The organism is Kribbella sp. CA-247076 (assembly GCF_050942445.1).
Taxonomy (GTDB): domain Bacteria; phylum Actinomycetota; class Actinomycetes; order Propionibacteriales; family Kribbellaceae; genus Kribbella.
This window is the reverse complement of the sequence record NZ_CP192051.1, coordinates 2949702-2967134: the sequence shown is the minus strand read 5'-3', so window position 1 is coordinate 2967134 and position 17433 is coordinate 2949702. Positions and strand designations below refer to the sequence as shown.

The window sequence follows — 17433 nt, the reverse complement described above, 5'->3', positions numbered from 1 at the left end:
CGGACCCGGAGTCCGCGGCGGATGGAACCTGAAGGGCGCACACTGTGAGCATGGTGCGGGTGGCGCTGATCCTGGTGTCGGTGGTCCTCCTGCTGCTGGCCGTGCTCTGGGGGTACCAGCGGCAGCTGATCTACCTGCCCGACAACACGCCGGTGACGGCGAGCATCGGCCGAGAGTTCGAGCTGACGACCAGCGACGGGCTGCGGTTGGGTGCTTGGCTGGTGCCGGCTGAGCAGCCGGCGCGCGACGTCGCCGTACTGGTCGCGAACGGCAACGGCGGCAATCGGGCCGGGCGGGTGCCGCTCGCCCGCGCACTCTCCGCTCAGGGGCTGACCGTGCTGCTGTTCGACTATCGCGGGTACGGCGGCAACGAGGGCAGCCCGAGTGAGCGGGGGCTGGCGCGGGACGTGCGGGCAGCCCAGCAGTACCTGGTCGGGTACGGCGTACCGGCGGACCGGATCGTGTACTTCGGTGAGAGCCTCGGAGCGGCCGTGGTGACCGAGCTGGCGACCTCGGAGGCACCGGCCGGGTTGGTACTGCGATCGCCGTTCGTGGACCTGGCATCGGTCGGGCAGGCTCACTACCCGTTCCTGCCCGTCCGGTTGCTGCTCCGCGACCGCTTCCCGCTCGCCGAGCAACTCGCCCGGGTGAAAGCACCAGTCTCCGTGGTTTACGGCAGCGACGACTCCGTCGTACCGGCCGGCCAAAGCCGCGAGGTGGCCGAGGCCGCGCCGACGCTGAAGGACCTGGTCGAGATCCCAGGCGCCGACCACAACGACGCCGCGCTGGTCCACGGGCCGGAGGTGGTCGCGGCGGTGATCAGACTGGTCGAGCGGCTCTAGACAAGCTCGCGCTGGTCGCCCGAGACGACGAACGCCTGGCCGTCGCTCATCGGCACGTAGGCGACGCCCGTCTGGTCGTAGAGAGCGGCCACCTTCGCGACCAGCTCGGTCTCCGGGTGACCGGGCGAGTCGAGGTGCGGGACGAAGGCGTGGTCGAGGACGCCCAGGCCGTCCCAGATGAGCTCGCCGTCGACCGCGTCGGTGGGATCGCACAGCTCGAGTCCGCGCAGGCTGGGCGCCAGCACGCAGGCGCCGGCGCTGTAACCGGCGTACACGAGCGCCTCCGAACGGATCAGCTCCGGCAGCACCTGGTCCACACCACTGTCGGCAAGCGCCCGCCGAAGGACGAAGACGTTCCCGCCCCGCACCCAGACACCGTCGTACGACGCCAGGTCCGCGGACTCCCGCAGGTCGAGCTCCTCCGGCCGCAGCCCGAGCTCCGTCAGCCAGGTGAGCTCGTCGGCGACCTTCTCCCGGCGTACGGCGGGGTCCTCGGCGTCGATCGAGTTGCAGACGACCGCGACCCGGGCGGCCGGCGGCAGCAGGGCGACCAGGCGCTCCGGGTGGTCGCCCAGGCGGAACGACGAGAGGTACAGCTTCACTGGCTGTCCACCAGCAGGTCGAGCGCGTGGTCGAGGTCGTCCGGGTACGTCGAGGTGAACTCGACGTACTCGCCGGTGCCGGGGTGGTCGAAGCCGAGTCGCATCGCGTGCAGCCACTGCCGGCTGAGCTGCAGGCGCTCGGCCAGCACCGGGTCGGCGCCGTAGGTGAGGTCGCCGCAGCAGGGGTGGCCGATGGCGGACATGTGCACGCGGATCTGGTGGGTGCGGCCGGTCTCGAGGGTGATCTCGAGCAGCGTCGCGTACCGGAACGCCTCAAGCGTCTCGTAGTGGGTCACGCTCGGTTTGCCACCGGCGACGATCCCGAACTTGTAGTCGTGGTGCGGATGACGGTCGATCGGCGCGTCCACCGTGCCGGTGAACGGATCCGGATGGCCCTGCACCAGCGCGTGGTAGATCTTCTTGACCGTGCGCTCCTTGAACGCCCGCTTGAGCACGGTGTAGGCGTATTCCGTCTTGGCGACCACCATCAGCCCGGACGTGCCGACGTCGAGCCGGTGCACGATGCCCTTGCGCTCGGCGGCGCCGCTGGTGGAGATGGCGAACCCGGCGCCGGCCAGGTGGCCGATCACCGTCGGGCCGGTCCACCCGGGCGACGGGTGCGCGGCCACGCCGACCGGCTTGTCCACGACCACGATCTCGTCGTCGTCGTACACGATCCGCAGGTTCTCGACGGTCTCGGGGACGACGGTGACCTCGCCGGGCGGCGGTGGCAGCTCGACGTCCAGCAGGACGCCGGCCGCGACCCGGGCCGACTTGGCCGCCGGGGCGCCGTCGACCTGGACCAGCCCGGACTCGATCAGCTCCGCCGCCTTGGTCCGGGACACGCCGAACAGCCGGGACAGCGCCGCGTCCAGGCGCTCGCCGGCCAGGCCGTCCGGGACCACCAGGGTGCGCGAGTCGCCGCTCACTTCCGCTGTTCTTTCGTCCCGTCGAGCCGGATCCCGCGCAGCGTCTGGACGACCAGCAGGACGGCGGCCGAAGTGACGGCCATGTCCGCGATGTTGAAGATCGCCCAGTGCGGCAGTTGCAGGAAGTCGACCACGTGGCCGTGGAACGGCGACGGCTCGCGGAAGATCCGGTCCAGGATGTTGCCGACCGCGCCGCCGAACAGGAACCCGAACGCGACCGCCCAGCCGACCGACCCGAGCTTGCGGGACAGCCAGATCACGCCGAGCGCGACGGCGATCTGGATCGCGCTGATGTACGGCGTGTAACCGGCACCGAGGCTGAACGCGGCGCCGGAGTTCCGGATCAGGTTGAACTTCAGGAAGCTCCCGATCACGTTCACCGGCTCGCCGGGCGTCAGGTGCTGCAGCGCGAGCGCCTTGGTGAACTGGTCCAGGAACAGGATCAGCAGCCCGACCGCCGCGAACAGCGCCATCAGCTTCCAGGACGGCCGCCGCGGTGGGCTGTCACCCTCCGTGAGCGCGGGGGGCTCACCGGCCGGGTCCGGAGACGACGGAGAACCGGCCGACGGGGAGTCGGCCGGTTCCGTGGGCTCGGCGGGGGTGTCCCCTGCCTGGGACGTGTCGGGGTCGCTCAGCGGCGTTCTTCGCGTTCTTTGCATGACACGCACAGTGTCGCACGCGGGAACGCCTGCAACCGACCCTTGCCGATCGCGTTGCCACAGCTCTCACAGACGCCGTACGTACCGTCCTCGATCCGGGCCAGCGCGCGCTCGATCTGGTCGAGCATGTCCCGGGCGTTGTTCGCCAGCGACATCTCGTGGTCGCGCTCGAGCGTGGTCGAGCCGACGTCGGCCTGGTCGTTGCCGGCACCGTCACCGCCGTCACGCAGCAGCCCGACGATCTCCTGCTCGGCGTCGCGGATCTCCTTCTTCAGGTGCACCACGTCGGCTTCCAGCTCGCCACGCAGCTCGGCCAGCTCGGCCGCGGTCCACGGGTTCTCGCCGGACTTCACCGTGAGGGTCTCTGCCTTGTGTGCTGCGGACTTCGCCGGCGCCGTCGCCGGGGTCCTGTTCTCGTTCGTCTTCATGGCCACCCTCTTCGTCTGTGCCTGCTTGGCAGGGGCCTTCCTGGCCGGAGTCTTCTTGGCCGCGGAGGTGCCGGTCGACTTCTTCGCCGCCGTCTTCTTCGCGGAAGCCTTGGTCGCCGGCGACGCCTTCTTCGCCGGTGCCTTACGGGCCGCCTTCTTCGGGGCCGGCTCGGCGGATGTCGCGGCACTCTTCTTGGCCGCGGCGGTGCGTTGGGGGGCGGACTTCTTGGGAGCCGATGTAGCCACGGTCAGCTACCCCCTGCCTTCGTCGGAGACTGAAGCGGACTGGTCGCAAGACAGTAGGCCACGTGTCCACCACGTGCCAGTCCGACGCGCAGACCGTGGACATACGGTAGTCGGTTCTTCAAATTCACCCCGTGTTCCGCGCGTCACAGCCTTGTTACGTACTTCCCCTCCCCCTCGGACCATGCCCGTGCGGCAGCAGAATTCTCCTGGCTCGGCACTCGCCTGACCACCGATTAACGATTCGTAGTTGCCCGGTACGCCGTCGTACACTGACAACCGCGATCCGCACGGCAGTGATGGGGCCATCACCCCGGAGCCGCCGGAAGAACAGTCCGCAAGGACCCATTAGAACCGGCAGCGGCGCGACAAGGAAGTGGGTGGCCGCAACTTTCGGGTCACCAAGGAGGGTGGTACCGCGCGGCCCGGCGAAGGAATCGCCGGTGCTTCGTCCCTCGTCCAGCACGCAGCAGCGCTCGACGAAGGACGACAGAGATGGCAGCAACTCCGTGGCGGCAGGTCCCGGCGCAGGTGGACTTCCCCGCGCTCGAGCGGGAGGTGCTTGTCCACTGGGACCAGCACGACACGTTCGCCAAGAGCCTGGAGCAGTCGGCCGGCAACCCGCCGTGGACCTTCTACGAGGGCCCACCGACCGCGAACGGGATGCCCGGGACGCACCACATCGAGGCCCGCGTCTTCAAGGACGTGTTCCCGCGCTACCGGACCATGAAGGGCTTCTCGGTCGAGCGCAAGGCCGGCTGGGACTGCCACGGCCTGCCGGTCGAGGTCGCGGTCGAGAAGGAGCTCGGCTTCAACGGCAAGAACGACATCGAGGCCTACGGGATCGCCGAGTTCAACGCCAAGTGCCGTGAGTCGGTGCTGCGGCACGTCGACGCGTTCGCCGAGCTCACCACCCGGATGGGCTACTGGGTGGACCTCGACCACCCGTACAAGACGATGGACCCGGAGTACGTGCAGTCCGTCTGGTGGTCGCTCAAGCAGATCCACGACAAGGGTCTCCTGGTCGAGGACTACCGCATCACGCCGTACTGCCCCCGCTGTGGCACCGGTCTGTCCGACCACGAGCTCGCGCAGGGCTACGAGACCGTGGTCGACCCTTCGGTGTACGTGCGCTTCCCGCTGACCTCCGGTCCGCTCGCGGGTCAGGCATCGCTGCTGGTCTGGACGACGACCCCGTGGACCCTCGTGTCGAACACCGCGGTCGCGGTCCATCCCGACGTGCAGTACGTCGTCGCCACCGACGGCACCGAGTCGCTGGTGGTCGCGGAGCCGCTGCTGGACACGCTCGGCGAGGGCTGGACGGTCACCGGTCGGTACGGCGGCCGGGAGATGGAGCGGTGGACGTACCAGCGCCCGTTCGAGCTGGTGGAGTTCCCCGAGCCGGCGCACTACGTCGTACTCGCCGAGTACGTGACCACCGAGGACGGCACCGGTCTGGTGCACCAGTCGCCCGCGTTCGGTGCGGACGACCTCGCTGTGTGCCGTGCGTACGGGCTGCCGGTGGTGAACCCGGTGGAGAGCGACGGCCACTTCGCGGCCGACGTACCGCTGGTCGGCGGGCAGTTCTTCAAGAAGGCGGACGAAGCACTGGTCAAGGACCTGCAGGAGCGCGGTGTGCTCTTCCGCCACGTCGCCTACGAGCACCCGTACCCGCACTGCTGGCGCTGCCACACCCCGGTCATGTACTACGCGCTCCCCTCCTGGTACATCCGCACCACGCAGGTGAAGGACGCCCTGCTCCGGGAGAACGAGAAGACCAACTGGTACCCGGACTCGGTCAAGTGGGGCCGGTACGGCGACTGGCTGCGGAACAACATCGACTGGGCCGTCTCCCGCTCCCGCTACTGGGGTACGCCGCTGCCGATCTGGCGGTGCGAGGACGACCACCAGGTGTGCGTCGGCTCGCTCGCCGAGCTCGGCGAGCTGGCCGGCCGGGACCTCGGCGACACCGACCCGCACCGGCCGTACGTCGACGACATCACCTTCGACTGCCCGACCTGCGGGCAGGTGTCCCGGCGGGTGGCCGAGGTGATCGACGCCTGGTACGACTCCGGCGCGATGCCGTTCGCCCAGTGGGGCTACCCGTGGGCGGAGGGGTCGAAGGAGAAGTTCGGGCAGTCCTACCCGGCCGACTTCATCTCCGAGGCGATCGACCAGACGCGTGGCTGGTTCTACACGCTGATGGCCGTCGGCACGCTGGTCTTCGACGAGTCGTCGTACCGCAACGTCGTCTGCCTCGGGCACATCATGGCCGAGGACGGCCGGAAGATGTCCAAGCACCTGGGCAACATCCTGGAGCCGATCCCGCTGATGGACGACCACAGCGCGGACGCGGTGCGCTGGTTCATGGCCGCCTCCGGGTCGCCGTGGAAGGCCCGCGGCATCGGCCCGAACGTGCTGAACGAGATCGTCCGGAAGGTGCTGCTCACCTACTGGAACACGGTCGCCTTCCACGCCCTGTACGCGCGGCTGGCCGACTGGTCGCCGACGGCCGACGTACCGCCGGTGGCCGAGCGCTCGGTGCTGGACCGCTGGCTGGTCAGCGAGACGCACCGGCTGGTCCGCGATACCGACCAGGCGTACGCCGACTTCGACACCCAGCGGCTCGGGTCGCTGATCAACTCGTTCGTCGACGTGCTCTCGAACTGGTACGTCCGGCGCTCTCGGCGGCGCTTCTGGGCCGGCGAGCCCGGTGCGCTCGCCACGCTGCACGAGACGCTCGACGTACTCACCCGGGTGATGGCGCCGCTGACGCCGTTCGTCACCGAGCGAGTCTGGCAGGACGTGTTCCGCCCGGTGAACCCGGAGCTGCCGGAGTCGGTGCACCTGTCGAGCTTCCCGACGTACGACGCCGCGCTCATCGACGACGGTCTCGCGCAGCACGTGTCGATGGCCCGGCGGGTCGTCGAGCTCGGGCGGTCGGCCCGGGCGGAGGCGAAGGTGCGGACGCGCCAGCCGCTGTCCCGCGCGCTCGTCGGCTCGGCCGCGATCGCGGACCTGTCCTCGGAGCTCCTGCGGGAGATCGCCGACGAGCTGAACGTCGGCTCGGTCGAGCCGCTGTCGTCGGCCGGCGCCGACCTGGTCGAGTTCTCCGCGAAGGGCAACTTCCGCGAGCTCGGCAAGCGGTTCGCCAAGCAGACCCCGGTGGTCGCGGCCGCGATCGCCGCGGCCGACGCGGCCGCGCTGGCCGCCGCCCTGAAGACGTCCGGTACGGCGACCGTCGTGGTCGACGGCGAGGACGTCGAGGTCGGCGAAGCGGAGGTCCTACTGTCCGAGCGGCCGCGGGAGGGCTGGTCGGTGGTCAACGAGCAGGGCGAGACCGTGGCCCTCGACCTCGAGGTCACCCCGGAGCTCAAGCAGGCCGGGCTGGCCCGCGAGGTGGTCCGGACGCTGCAGGAGGCCCGGAAGAACGCCGGCCTGGAGGTCTCCGACCGGATCAAGGTCTGGCTGACCTCGACCGACGCCGACCTGACCGATGCTCTCGGCAAGCACGCGGACGAGATCGCCCGCGAGGTGCTGGCCGTCGAGCTCAGCCAGTCCGCCCCGTCGGAGTCCGCCGACGTTGCCACCGGCACCGACGAGGACCTGCACCTGACCTACTGGCTGACCAAGGCCTGACGCGGCGGCCGCACGGCGCGGGCCCGAAGTCCCGGGCTCGCGCCGGCCCGGCGCGCGACGTACCGGCCTGGCCGTAACTGCTTGTCACCGGCGGGGAACCCTCGGTCAGAAGGGTCCGGACATGACGAAGAGGCGGTGCCGCCGGAAAGCACCGCCTCTTCTCGAGGTGTTGTGTCTTACACGCCGTGACCGTGCGCCTGGGCGCGGGCCTCCGGGCGGAAGCCGTTGCGCGGGCTGAGCGTGTCGTCGCCGTTGCCCAGCGCCTTGAGCTGCTCGGTGAAGTAGGTCTTCAGCCGGCTGCGGTACTCGCGCTCGTAGGCGTGCAGGTCGTCGATCGTCCGCTCGAGCTGGCCCTTCTGCTTCTCCAGGGTGCCGAGCATCTGGGCCCGGCGCTCGGCGATCTCGCCGTCCAGCTTCTCGGCGCGGGCACGGGCCTCGCCGGTCATCCGGTCGGCCTTGCCACGCGCCTCGTTCTCCAGCCGCTCGGCCTTGGCGCGGGCCTCGCCGATGATCTTGTCGGCGGTGTCCTTCGCCTCCTGGACGAGGTCGTCGGAGTGCTTGGTGGCCATCTCCAGCAGCCGCACGGCCGAGCTGGAGGCGTCACCGACGGTCCCTGCCGCCGCAGCAGCCCCCGCGGCCGCTACAGGCGCGACGACGGGTGGCTTCTCCTCCGGCTTCTCGACCACGACCGGGGGCTTGGGCTGCTGCACGACGGGCGGCAGCGCGGCGGTCTGGTCGACCGGCCGGTCCTGCCCCGCACCCGCGCGCTGAGCCGCCGCGAGCTTGGCCCGCAGCTCCTCGTTCTCGGCCAGAAGTCGCTCGAGCTCGGCTTCGACCTCGTCGAGGAACGAGTCGACCTCAGTGACGTCGTAGCCCTCCCGTAGTCGGACGGGCGTGAACTGCTTCGAGCGGACGTCATCCGGCGTCAGCGGCATCTTTCACCTCGTTTGTCTGTGTCTTGGCGGAGTCCCCGTGGCTCTCACCCCGGCGACTCAGTAGATCACGTTATCGCTTCGTTGTCTTATGACGGAATCCGGGCGGCGACAACGGCCTAGGTTCCCCGTTTCTCCGAGACTCTACCTACCCCGTCCCCAGCGTCCTCACGCTCACAGTGAACGCAGGGCGGTCGAGTTGATCGACATCGCCAGCGAGACGATGACGAACAGCATCAGCATCGAGAGATCGATCCGGATCCCACCGGCCCCGATCGGGGGCAGGATCCGCCGCAGCGGGCGCAGGAACGGATCGGTGACCGAGTAGATCAGCTCGAAGAACAGCAGCAGCGGCCCTTTGGGGTGCCACTGGGGCGCGAACATGACGATCAGACTGAGTACGAACCGCGCCACCAGCATCAGGAAGAAGGCGAGCAGGACCCAGCTGAGAACCGTGAGGACGAGCGCTAAAGCAACCATGTCGTCAATGAGTGTAGAAGACCGACGGAAACCGTGGCGGACGCGAGGCGTCAGCTCTGGTTGTAGAACCCGTCCGCGGCGATCTTCTCCTTCTCCTCGGCGGCCACCGTCACGTTCGGCGGGCAGACCAGGAACACCTTGGTGGTGATCCGCTCGATCGAGCCACGGCAGCAGAAGATCAGCCCGGCGGCGAAGTCGACCAGGCGCTTGGCGTCGGCGTGGTCCATCTCGGTCAGGTTCATGATGACGGGCGTGCCGTCGCGGAAGTGCTCACCGATGACCCGCGCCTCGTTGTAACTGCGCGGATGCACGGTGGTGATGCGGGCCAACTCGGTAACCTCCGGGGACGGTGCGACACCACGTCGATCTGGAAACTTGCTGACCGTCGCGCCCTGCGTCTCGCGGGACTCGCGGCCGTCCCGGCCGGCAGGCACCGGCTCGGTCTCGTGGGACTCCCCGTCGACGGCTTCGACCGCGTCCTCGTCGTAGTCGTCGTACTCGTCGTAGTCGTCGTACCGCGCGTTGTAGCGCTCCCCGTCCTCGACCAAGCCGAGGTAGACACCCATCTTGCGCAGCGCGCCGCTCATGGCCCTCCAGCCCCTCGATCCGGTTCGACGACAACGGTGAGCAGGAAGCAAAACCTGCTCGATGTCGACACTAACCCGGCGGAGTACGGGTTCCGAGTAAGGCGCGCCCTAGGCGCACGTGTGTCGCTCCCTGCCGGATCGCCGCCTCCAGATCGCCGGTCATCCCGGCCGAGATCCAGTCCGCGCCGGCATGTTCGGAGCGTAGCCGGGAGGCTACGTCCCGCAGCCCGGCGAAGGCCTCGTCCGGGTCCGATCCGAGCGGGGCGACCGCCATCACGCCGCCGAGCTCCAGCCCGTCCGCGGCGGCCACCTCCGCAGCCAGTTCGAGTACGGCGGACGGCTCGACTCCCCCGCGTCCGGCGCCGGTGGCGGCGTCGGCCGATCCGTACGACGCCAGGCTCACCTGGAGCAGGCAGCGCACGGTCCGCTCCTCCGCGACCGCGGCCTTCGAGAGCGCGGTCACCAGCGACGACCGGTCCACCGAGTGCACGACCGAGGCGTACCGGACCACCGAACGGGCCTTCTTCGACTGCAACTGGCCGACGAAGTGCCAGGTGACGTCCGGACAGTCCGGCGCCTTCACCTTGAGCTCCTGCTCGCGGTTCTCGCCCACGTCCCGCACTCCGAGGGCCGTCAGCGCCCGCACATCGCTGACTGGGAAGGTTTTGGTGACCGCGACCAGGGTGACCTCGTCCGGGGTCCTCCCGGCCGCCTCACAGGCCTTCTCGATCCGCTCCCGCACCAGCCGCACGTTGTCCCGCAGCTCGTCGGCACGCGTCGTCATCAGCCGGCCAACTTGACGAGCCCGGCCAGCCGGCCGCTGACGGGGCCTTCCCGCCGGTAGGAGTACAGGTCCTCCGACTCGATCGTGCAGGCGGTCGCGTCGACCACCTCGACGTCGAGCTCCTCCAGCTGCGACCGCACCCCGGCGGCGACGTCGATCGACGGTGTCCCCCAACTCGTCTCGGCGTACGACGCCGGCACCCGCTCGGCCACCTCCGCCCGCATCTCGGCCGGCACCTCGTAGCAGTTGCCACACGCGTACGGCCCGAGGACGGCGGTGATCCGGTCCGCACCGAGCTCGCGCATCGCGTCCACAGTGGCGGGTACGACGCCGGCGTACATGCCCTTGCGGCCGGAGTGGGCCGCGCCGATGACACCCTCCGCGGCCAGCAGCACCGGGAGGCAGTCGGCGGCCCGGACGGCGAGGACCACGTCGGGCCTGGTGGTGACGAGCGCATCCGCCTTCGGGATGCGGGCCGGCGGCAGCTCGTCGCCGGGGCGGACCACGTGGACGTCGCGGCCGTGGACCTGGCTGACCCGGACGACCGCCTCCGGCCGGACGCCGAACGCGTCCGCGATCCGCCGGAAGTTCTCCCCGACCCGTTCGGGATCCTCACCCGCTCCGCCGAGGTTCAGCTCGCCGTACGGCGCCGTGCTCACACCGCCGTACCGGTCGGTGAAGGCGAAGCGGACATCACGGCGGACCTCGTCGTACCCGAACACATCCAGAGCCTACCGGCCACGACACTGCTTACCGCAGGACGCGCGGGCCGGTCCCGTGGGCTGACACAGGAACTGGGGAGTCGACCCAGGTTATTTCGTGTTCAAGCCCACCGCCGCAGGTGCAAGGCCCCGGGACCCGCCCCGCCGACGTACGACGGGCTACTTGAGGAAGTCGGGGATGTCGAGGTCTTCTTCGGGCTCGGGCTTGCGGGGTGGGCGGGTCGGCGTCGACGGGGTCGACGAGGAGGAGCCGCTGGGGCCGTTGACCGGCCAGGAGTGCTGGGTGGTCGGCGAGGCCGGGGTGTGCGGCGTGGGCTGCGCGGTCGGCGGCACGGTGCGGACCGGGTCGCCGGTCTGCGGGCGGGCCGAGTTCGTCGTGCCGGCGCCTGGACGGCCCTCCGTGGGCGCGGGGACCGGGACGGTGTCGTCGGTCGGCACCGGCGGGTTCCCCGGAGCCTGTCCGTTGGCAGCCGCCGCCGCGCCTGCCTGACCCGGCGATGCCTGCCCAGCCGAGCCCTGCCCGCCGGCCTGTCCAGCCGAGCCCTGCCCGCCGGTTTGGCCCGTCGAGCCGTGCCCGCCGGGCGCCTGCCCAGCCGAAGCATGCCCCGCGGAGGTCTGTCCGGCCGGCCCCTGCCCCGCTGGGGTCTGTCCGGCGGAGGTCTGCGCGCCTGACGCCTGGCCCGCCGCGGGCGGCGCGGCCGGAGTCGCGCCGGGAGCCGACGCGGGCTGCCCACCGGCCGGGGTCACCGGCGGAGTCGCGGACGAGGCCGGTGGGGCACCCGATCCGGACTGCATGGGCGCCGAGTACGACGATCCGCCGTCGGAGCCGGCCGCCGGACGCGATGTGGCCTGGGGGCGGGCGGCGTTCATCGCCTGCTCGCGGCGCTTCGGCATCCCGCCGTCGAAGCCGGCCGCGATCACCGTCACCCGCACCTCGTCGCCGAGGGCGTCGTCGATGACCGCACCGAAGATGATGTTGGCGTCCGAGTGCGCCGACTCCGACACCAGCTGGGCGGCCTCGTTGATCTCGAACAGGCCCAGGTCGGACCCGCCGGCGATCGACAGCAGTACGCCGTGCGCACCCTCGATACTTGCCTCGAGCAACGGAGAGGAGATGGCCGCCTCGGCCGCCGCGACCGCGCGGTCCTCGCCGCGGGACGAGCCGATGCCCATCAGCGCGGAGCCGGCGTTCGACATGACCGCCTTGACGTCGGCGAAGTCGACGTTGATCAGGCCGGGGGTGGTGATCAGGTCGGTGATGCCGGAGACACCCTGCAGCAGCACCTGGTCGGCCTGCTTGAACGCGTCCAGCACCGACACGGCGCGGTCGGAGATGGTCAGCAGCCGGTCGTTCGGGATGACGATCAGCGTGTCCACCTCCTCGCGGAGGGTGCTGATGCCGTCCTCGGCCTGGGTGGCGCGGCGCTTGCCCTCGAAGGAGAACGGCCGGGTGACGACACCGATGGTCAGCGCGCCGAGCGACCGGGCGATCCGGGCGACCACCGGCGCACCGCCGGTGCCCGTGCCGCCGCCCTCGCCGGCGGTGACGAAGACCATGTCGGCGCCCTTCAGCGCCTCCTCGATCTCCTCCGCGTGGTCCTCGGCGGCCTTCTGCCCGATCGCCGGGTTGGCGCCGGCGCCCAGGCCGCGGGTCTCCTCGCGGCCGATGTCGAGCTTGACGTCCGCGTCGCTCATCAACAGCGCTTGCGCGTCGGTGTTGATGGCGATGAACTCAACGCCCTTCAGACCGTGCTCGATCATCCGGTTGACGGCGTTCACGCCGCCTCCGCCGATGCCGACGACCTTGATGAGTGCCAGGTAGTTCTGCGGTGCCGCCACGTCCGCGCCTCTCGCCTCGTTCGTTTCCCGTTGTCCAGCGAAAAGACTGAACCTCAAGTGAATGCTTAGACTTATGTCAACTTTAGATTACGACGCACGGTACGGGACGCTTCCAACCAAAGTCCACGCGCCTCGCCGCACTGTCCCGTGATGTGATCCGTCACCGCTTTTCCCCTTTGGTGACAGGGAGATCGGGCGCGGAGACGTCGTACACGGTCGCCTTGCGCTTCATCAGCACGCTGAGTACCGCCGCCTTGCGCTCGCTGTCATCGGAACTGCCCCACACGACCTTCACCCCGGACCCGAGGTGCAGGGTGACCGAGTCCGGCGACGCTGCCGAGATCGATCCCACCTGTGCCCGCAGTGCGGACGGCAAGGCGGCCGAAACCGTCACCACCGAACGGATCGTCACGTCCCGCCGGGCCCCGGTCACCTTGGCCTCCGGCAGCCCGGCCGGCCGGTCCGGCACCGTCTTGAACGCCGAGCCGGTCGCGTCCACGAGCTCGAACCGGGAGCCGTCGGTGACCACGACCACCGGGACCCGTTCGGTGACCACGATCACCACCTTGTCCGGCCAGGCCCGGGTCACCTGCGCGTCCGCCACCGCCGGGATCGTCCGCACCCGTTCGGCGATCGCGCCAAGGTCGACCTTCGCCAGCGGCGTTCCCACCGGCGCCTCGGCGACGTTCTCGATCGTTGCCACCGGCACCGTATCCGCGCCGCTCACCCGGACGCCGCCGACCGCCAGCGCGGACGAGTAGTAGAACAACCAGACGACCAGGCCGCCGAGCACCAGCAGGGCGCCGCCGACCGCCCACGGCAACCAGCTCCGCCACCGCACCAGCCGTTGCCGGCGCGCGAACCGCTGTTGTGCCCGAGCCAGATCAACGCTCTGGCTCATCCAGGAGACCTCACCCTTTTACTCCACCACAGGAGTGAGAGCTGCTGCCGCAGACTCGCGGGCGGCGGCGCGTTCGGCCAGCAGACCGACGACCTCCGGGCCGATCAGCGTCACGTCGCCGGCGCCGAGGGTGACCACCAGGTCGCCCGGCTCGGCCAGGTCGGTGACCACCTGCGGTACGGCGGACCACGACGGCTCGAACCGGACCTGCTCCGGCTTCAGGGGCACGTGGTTCGCGATCAGGGCACCGGTCACGCCGGGCTCCGGGTCCTCGCGGGCCGCGAACACGTCCATCACGACGACCTCGTCGGCGAGCGCGAGCGCCTCGGAGAACTGCGCCGCGAAGATCCGCGTCCGGCTGAACAGATGCGGCTGGAAGCACGCGATCACGCGCCCCTCCCCCGCCACCTGCCGGGCCGCGGTCAGGTCGACGGCCAGCTCGGTCGGGTGGTGGGCGTAGGAGTCGAACACCCGCACCCCGTCCTCGAGCCCCTTGAACTCGAACCGCCGACCGGTGCCGGTGAACGACGCCAGCCCCTCGGCCAGATCCGACGCGGAAAAGCCGAGCCCGAGCCCGACCGTCAGCGCGGCCGACGCGTTCAGCGCGTTGTGCTTGCCGGCCTGCTGCAGCTGGACCAGAGGCAGCTTGCGCCCGCGGTACACCGGCACGAACGACTGTGTCGCCCCGGTCGCGGTCAACTCGGTCACCCGCAGGTCCGCGTCGCCGGACTCGCCGTACGTGCGTACGTCGATGCCGCGAGCGCGGGCGAACTCGGCCAGCCGGCGCGCACCGGGGTCGTCGAAGCAGATCACCATGAAGCCGCCCGGGATCACCCGGTCGCAGAACTGCTCGAAGGCGAGCCGGTAGCTGGCCTCGTCGCCGTAGTTGTCCAGGTGGTCCGGCTCGACCGAGGTGACGATCGACACCTCGGGGCGGTAGGTCAGGAACGACTTGTCGGACTCGTCCGCCTCGGCGACGAACAGGTCGCCGGTGCCGTCGTGGGCGTTCGAGCCGGACTCGTTCAGGTTGCCGCCGATCGCGAACGACGGGTCGGCCGCGCAGTGCTGCAGGGCGACGGTCAGCATCGACGTGGTGGTCGTCTTGCCGTGCGTGCCGGCGACCGCGAGCGTCCGGCGGCCGACCATCACCGAGGCGAGCGCCGCGGCCCGCGGCAGGATCGGGATCCCGGCGGCCCGGGCGGCGACCACCTCGGGGTTGGTCTCGCGGATCGCGGTGGACACCACCACCGTGTCGGCCTCGGCGACGTGCTCGGCGGCGTGACCGACCCAGCAGGTGGCGCCGAGCGCGCGCAGCGCGGCCAGCACCTTCCCGTCCTTGGCGTCGGAGCCCGAGACCTCGATCCCGCGGGAGGCCATGATCCGGGCGATCCCGGACATGCCCGCGCCGCCGATACCTACGAAGTGGACTCTGCCGAGCTTCTCCGCCGGCAGCGTCGTGTCAGGAGCGGTGACGATCACGAAGCAGACCCCACCACATCCAGGATGATTCGCGCCAATCGCTCGTCGGCATCCGTACGGATGACGCCTCGGGCTGCTGTGGACATGGCTGTCAGACGCGCGGAGTCGTGCAGAAGTTGCGGCACGGTGGCGCGCACCCAGTCCGGCGTGACGTCGGCGTTGTCCACGAGCAGCCCGCCGCCCGCGTCGACCACCGGCTTCGCGTTCAGTCTTTGCTCACCGTTACCGTGCGGCAGCGGAACGTAGATCGCCGGCAGGCCGACGCCTGAGACCTCGGTGACCGTGTTCGCGCCCGAGCGGCAGACGACCAGGTCGGCGGCCGCGTAGGCGAGGTCCATCCGGTCGACGTACGGGAGGACGGCGTACGGCAGCGGGCCGGTCTGCGGGACCTCGAGGGTGTTCTTCGGGCCGATCGCGTGGATCACCTGGATCCCGGCGGCCTGCAGGTCGGCGGCGGCGCCGGCGAACGCCTCGTTCAGCCGCTGCGCTCCCTGTGAGCCACCGGTCACGAACAGCGTCGGCGCCTGCGGGTCGAGCCCGAAGAACTGCCGCGCCTCGGCGCGCAGGGCGGCCCGGTCGAGGGTCGAGATCGCCCGCCGGATCGGCAGGCCGACGTACGACGCGTGCGGCAGGTCGGTGCCCGGGAACGAGGTGGCCACGTTCTGCGTGCAGTAGCGGGCGGCGAACTTGTTCGCGATCCCCGGCACCGCGTTGCCCTCGTGCACCACGATCGGCGTCTTCCGCCGCCAGGCGGCGACGTACGCCGGGGTGGACACGTAGCCGCCGAAGCCGACCAGGGCGTCGGCCTTGGCCTCGTCCAGCACCCGGCGGGCGGCGCTCACCGAGGCGAGCATCTTCCCGGGGACGGCGAGCAGCGCCGGCGTGGGTTTGCGCGGCAGCGGCACCGGCGGGATCAGCTCCAGCCGGTAGCCCGCCTCCGGGACCACCCGGGTCTCCAGGCCGCGCTCGGTGCCGAGGGCGAGGATCTCGATGGTGGGGTCGATCCGGCGCAGGGCGTCGGCGGTGGCGATCAGGGGTGAGGTGTGGCCGGCGGTACCGCCACCGGCCAGGACGATGCTGGGCACAGCTTTCAACGCTCCCGCGGGTTCTCTCGTCAGTGCGAACGCGTCGGCAGCCACCCGAACCGCGGCCGCCTGGTCTCCTTCAGGGCGGCCTGCGCGCCGGGCTCGGCCTTCGCGAAGGACAGCAACATACCGACCGCGATCAATGTCGGCAGCAGTGCGGAACCACCGTACGACAAAAGCGGGAGCGGGATCCCCACGATGGGTAGCAGTCCGATCACGGCCCCCAGGTTGACCAGGGTCTGCGCCATGATCCAGATGGTGATCCCGGCCGCCGCGTAGCGGACGAACGGCTCGGTGTTCCGGGTCGCGATCCGCACCCCGGCGTAGGCCAGGGTGAGGAACAGGGCGAGCACGGTGAGCGACCCGACCAGGCCGAGCTCCTCACCGATCACGGAGAAGATGAAGTCGGTGTGCGCCTCCGGCAGGTTGCCCCACTTCTGCCGGCTGTTGCCGATGCCGACCCCCCACCAGCCGCCGGTCGACAGCGCGTAGAACGAGTGGTACGCCTGCCAGCCGACCCCGGACGGGTCGTTGAACGGGTCCCAGAACGACGAGATCCGGTCCATCCGGTGCTTCGCGGTGATGACGAAGTACGACGCGATCGTGCCGACCACCACGATGGTCGCGACGAACAACCGGGTCGGCGCGCCGACGATCCAGATCAGGCCGATCATCACCGCCATCAGCACCAGCGCCGTCCCCAGGTCGCGCTGGCCGACGACCAGGGCGATCACCAGGCCGCAGACCGGCACCATCGGCACCAGCAGGTGCTTCCACTGGGTGAGCAGTTTCTCCTTGCGGGCGTACAGGTCCGCGCACCACATCACCAGCGCGAGCTTGGCGAACTCGCTCGGCTGGATCTGCAGCGGACCGCCCAGGTTCAGCCAGTTGGTGTTGCCGTTGACCCCGACGCCGAGACCCGGGATGTAGGTCAGCACGAGCAGGAACACCGAGCCGAGCAAGGCGACGTACGCGAGCATCCGGAAGTGCCGCGGAGTCATCCGCGAGGCGACGTACGCCATCGGCAGGCCGACACCGACCCAGATCAGCTGCCGGACGAAGATCGTGTAGCTGTTCCCGTTCGCGCGCAGCGAGAGCACGCTGGACGCCGACAGCACCATCAGCAGCCCGAGCACCAACAGCAGGCCGGTCGCCCCGAGCAGGATGTGGTACGACGTCAGCGGCCGGTCGAGCACCTCGCGGATGGCCGCGACCCACGGCCGGTCGTCGGTCCGCTTCTTCTGATCCGGCTGATCCGCGATCGACGTCACGCGATCACCCC

Annotated in this window: 15 protein-coding genes and 1 pseudogene; 2 read left to right on the top strand and 14 right to left on the bottom strand. The window is 70.3% G+C overall.

Annotated features, from left to right (window positions below):
• Window positions 1-50 precede the first annotated feature (50 nt).
• A complete protein-coding gene (locus ACQPYZ_RS14110) occupies window positions 51-842 on the top strand; it encodes an alpha/beta hydrolase (protein ID WP_433168207.1) in 792 nt (263 codons plus the stop codon).
• On the opposite strand, the gene ACQPYZ_RS14105 is transcribed toward ACQPYZ_RS14110, so the two are convergent.
• The 4 genes from ACQPYZ_RS14105 to ACQPYZ_RS14090 form a co-directional block, all read right to left on the bottom strand.
• The gene (locus tag ACQPYZ_RS14105; protein WP_433168204.1) at window positions 839-1444 is read right to left on the bottom strand and encodes a Type 1 glutamine amidotransferase-like domain-containing protein; all 606 of its coding nucleotides are present in this window, start codon (window positions 1442-1444) and stop codon (window positions 839-841) included. The genes ACQPYZ_RS14110 and ACQPYZ_RS14105 overlap by 4 nt on opposite strands.
• A complete protein-coding gene (locus ACQPYZ_RS14100) occupies window positions 1441-2373 on the bottom strand; it encodes an RluA family pseudouridine synthase (protein WP_433168202.1) in 933 nt (310 codons plus the stop codon). The genes ACQPYZ_RS14105 and ACQPYZ_RS14100 overlap by 4 nt, the downstream gene beginning before the upstream one ends.
• Window positions 2370-2846, bottom strand: coding sequence for a signal peptidase II (gene lspA, locus ACQPYZ_RS14095; protein WP_433168200.1), 477 nt, complete (start codon window positions 2844-2846; stop codon window positions 2370-2372). The genes ACQPYZ_RS14100 and lspA overlap by 4 nt, the downstream gene beginning before the upstream one ends.
• A gap of 158 nt (window positions 2847-3004) precedes the next feature.
• Window positions 3005-3706 carry a TraR/DksA family transcriptional regulator gene (locus ACQPYZ_RS14090; RefSeq protein WP_433168199.1) on the bottom strand — a complete coding sequence of 234 codons (702 nt, stop codon included), beginning with the start codon at window positions 3704-3706 and terminating at the stop codon, window positions 3005-3007.
• 492 nt (window positions 3707-4198) lie between these two features.
• On the opposite strand from ACQPYZ_RS14090, the gene ileS reads away from it, so the two are divergent.
• A complete protein-coding gene (gene ileS, locus ACQPYZ_RS14085; RefSeq protein ID WP_433168197.1) occupies window positions 4199-7342 on the top strand; it encodes an isoleucine--tRNA ligase in 3144 nt (1047 codons plus the stop codon).
• A gap of 176 nt (window positions 7343-7518) precedes the next feature.
• Here the strand turns inward: ileS and ACQPYZ_RS14080 are convergent, their stop codons facing one another.
• The 10 genes and pseudogenes from ACQPYZ_RS14080 to ftsW all read right to left on the bottom strand — a co-directional run bounded on the left by ACQPYZ_RS14080 (window position 7519) and on the right by ftsW (window position 17422).
• Window positions 7519-8277, bottom strand: a complete 759-nt coding sequence (locus ACQPYZ_RS14080) for a DivIVA domain-containing protein (RefSeq protein WP_132144064.1) — start codon at window positions 8275-8277, stop codon at window positions 7519-7521.
• Window positions 8278-8448: 171 nt separating this feature from the next.
• Window positions 8449-8754: a YggT family protein gene (locus tag ACQPYZ_RS14075; RefSeq protein WP_132206882.1), complete on the bottom strand. Its 306-nt coding sequence runs from the start codon at window positions 8752-8754 to the stop codon at window positions 8449-8451.
• 50 nt (window positions 8755-8804) lie between these two features.
• Entirely contained in the window at window positions 8805-9341 is a 537-nt protein-coding gene (locus ACQPYZ_RS14070; protein ID WP_433168194.1) for a cell division protein SepF, read from the bottom strand.
• Between the two features lie 70 nt (window positions 9342-9411).
• The gene (locus ACQPYZ_RS14065) at window positions 9412-10125 is read right to left on the bottom strand and encodes a YggS family pyridoxal phosphate-dependent enzyme (protein WP_433168192.1); all 714 of its coding nucleotides are present in this window, start codon (window positions 10123-10125) and stop codon (window positions 9412-9414) included.
• Entirely contained in the window at window positions 10125-10847 is a 723-nt protein-coding gene (gene pgeF, locus ACQPYZ_RS14060) for a peptidoglycan editing factor PgeF (RefSeq protein ID WP_433168190.1), read from the bottom strand. The genes ACQPYZ_RS14065 and pgeF overlap by 1 nt, the downstream gene beginning before the upstream one ends.
• 893 nt (window positions 10848-11740) lie before the next feature.
• Window positions 11741-12686 (bottom strand): annotated as a pseudogene (ftsZ, locus tag ACQPYZ_RS14055) (cell division protein FtsZ); the annotation flags it as partial.
• Between the two features lie 160 nt (window positions 12687-12846).
• A complete protein-coding gene (locus ACQPYZ_RS14050; protein WP_433168188.1) occupies window positions 12847-13587 on the bottom strand; it encodes a cell division protein FtsQ/DivIB in 741 nt (246 codons plus the stop codon).
• Between the two features lie 18 nt (window positions 13588-13605).
• On the bottom strand, window positions 13606-15066 hold the full coding sequence (murC, locus tag ACQPYZ_RS14045) for a UDP-N-acetylmuramate--L-alanine ligase (RefSeq protein WP_433168186.1): 1461 nt from the start codon (window positions 15064-15066) through the stop codon (window positions 13606-13608).
• Window positions 15063-16151 carry an undecaprenyldiphospho-muramoylpentapeptide beta-N-acetylglucosaminyltransferase gene (gene murG, locus ACQPYZ_RS14040; protein ID WP_433168184.1) on the bottom strand — a complete coding sequence of 363 codons (1089 nt, stop codon included), beginning with the start codon at window positions 16149-16151 and terminating at the stop codon, window positions 15063-15065. Before murG ends, murC begins: the two co-directional genes overlap by 4 nt.
• A gap of 29 nt (window positions 16152-16180) precedes the next feature.
• Window positions 16181-17422 (bottom strand): putative lipid II flippase FtsW, encoded by a 1242-nt coding sequence (gene ftsW, locus ACQPYZ_RS14035; RefSeq protein WP_433168182.1) that lies wholly within the window; start codon window positions 17420-17422, stop codon window positions 16181-16183.
• Window positions 17423-17433: the final 11 nt, after the last annotated feature.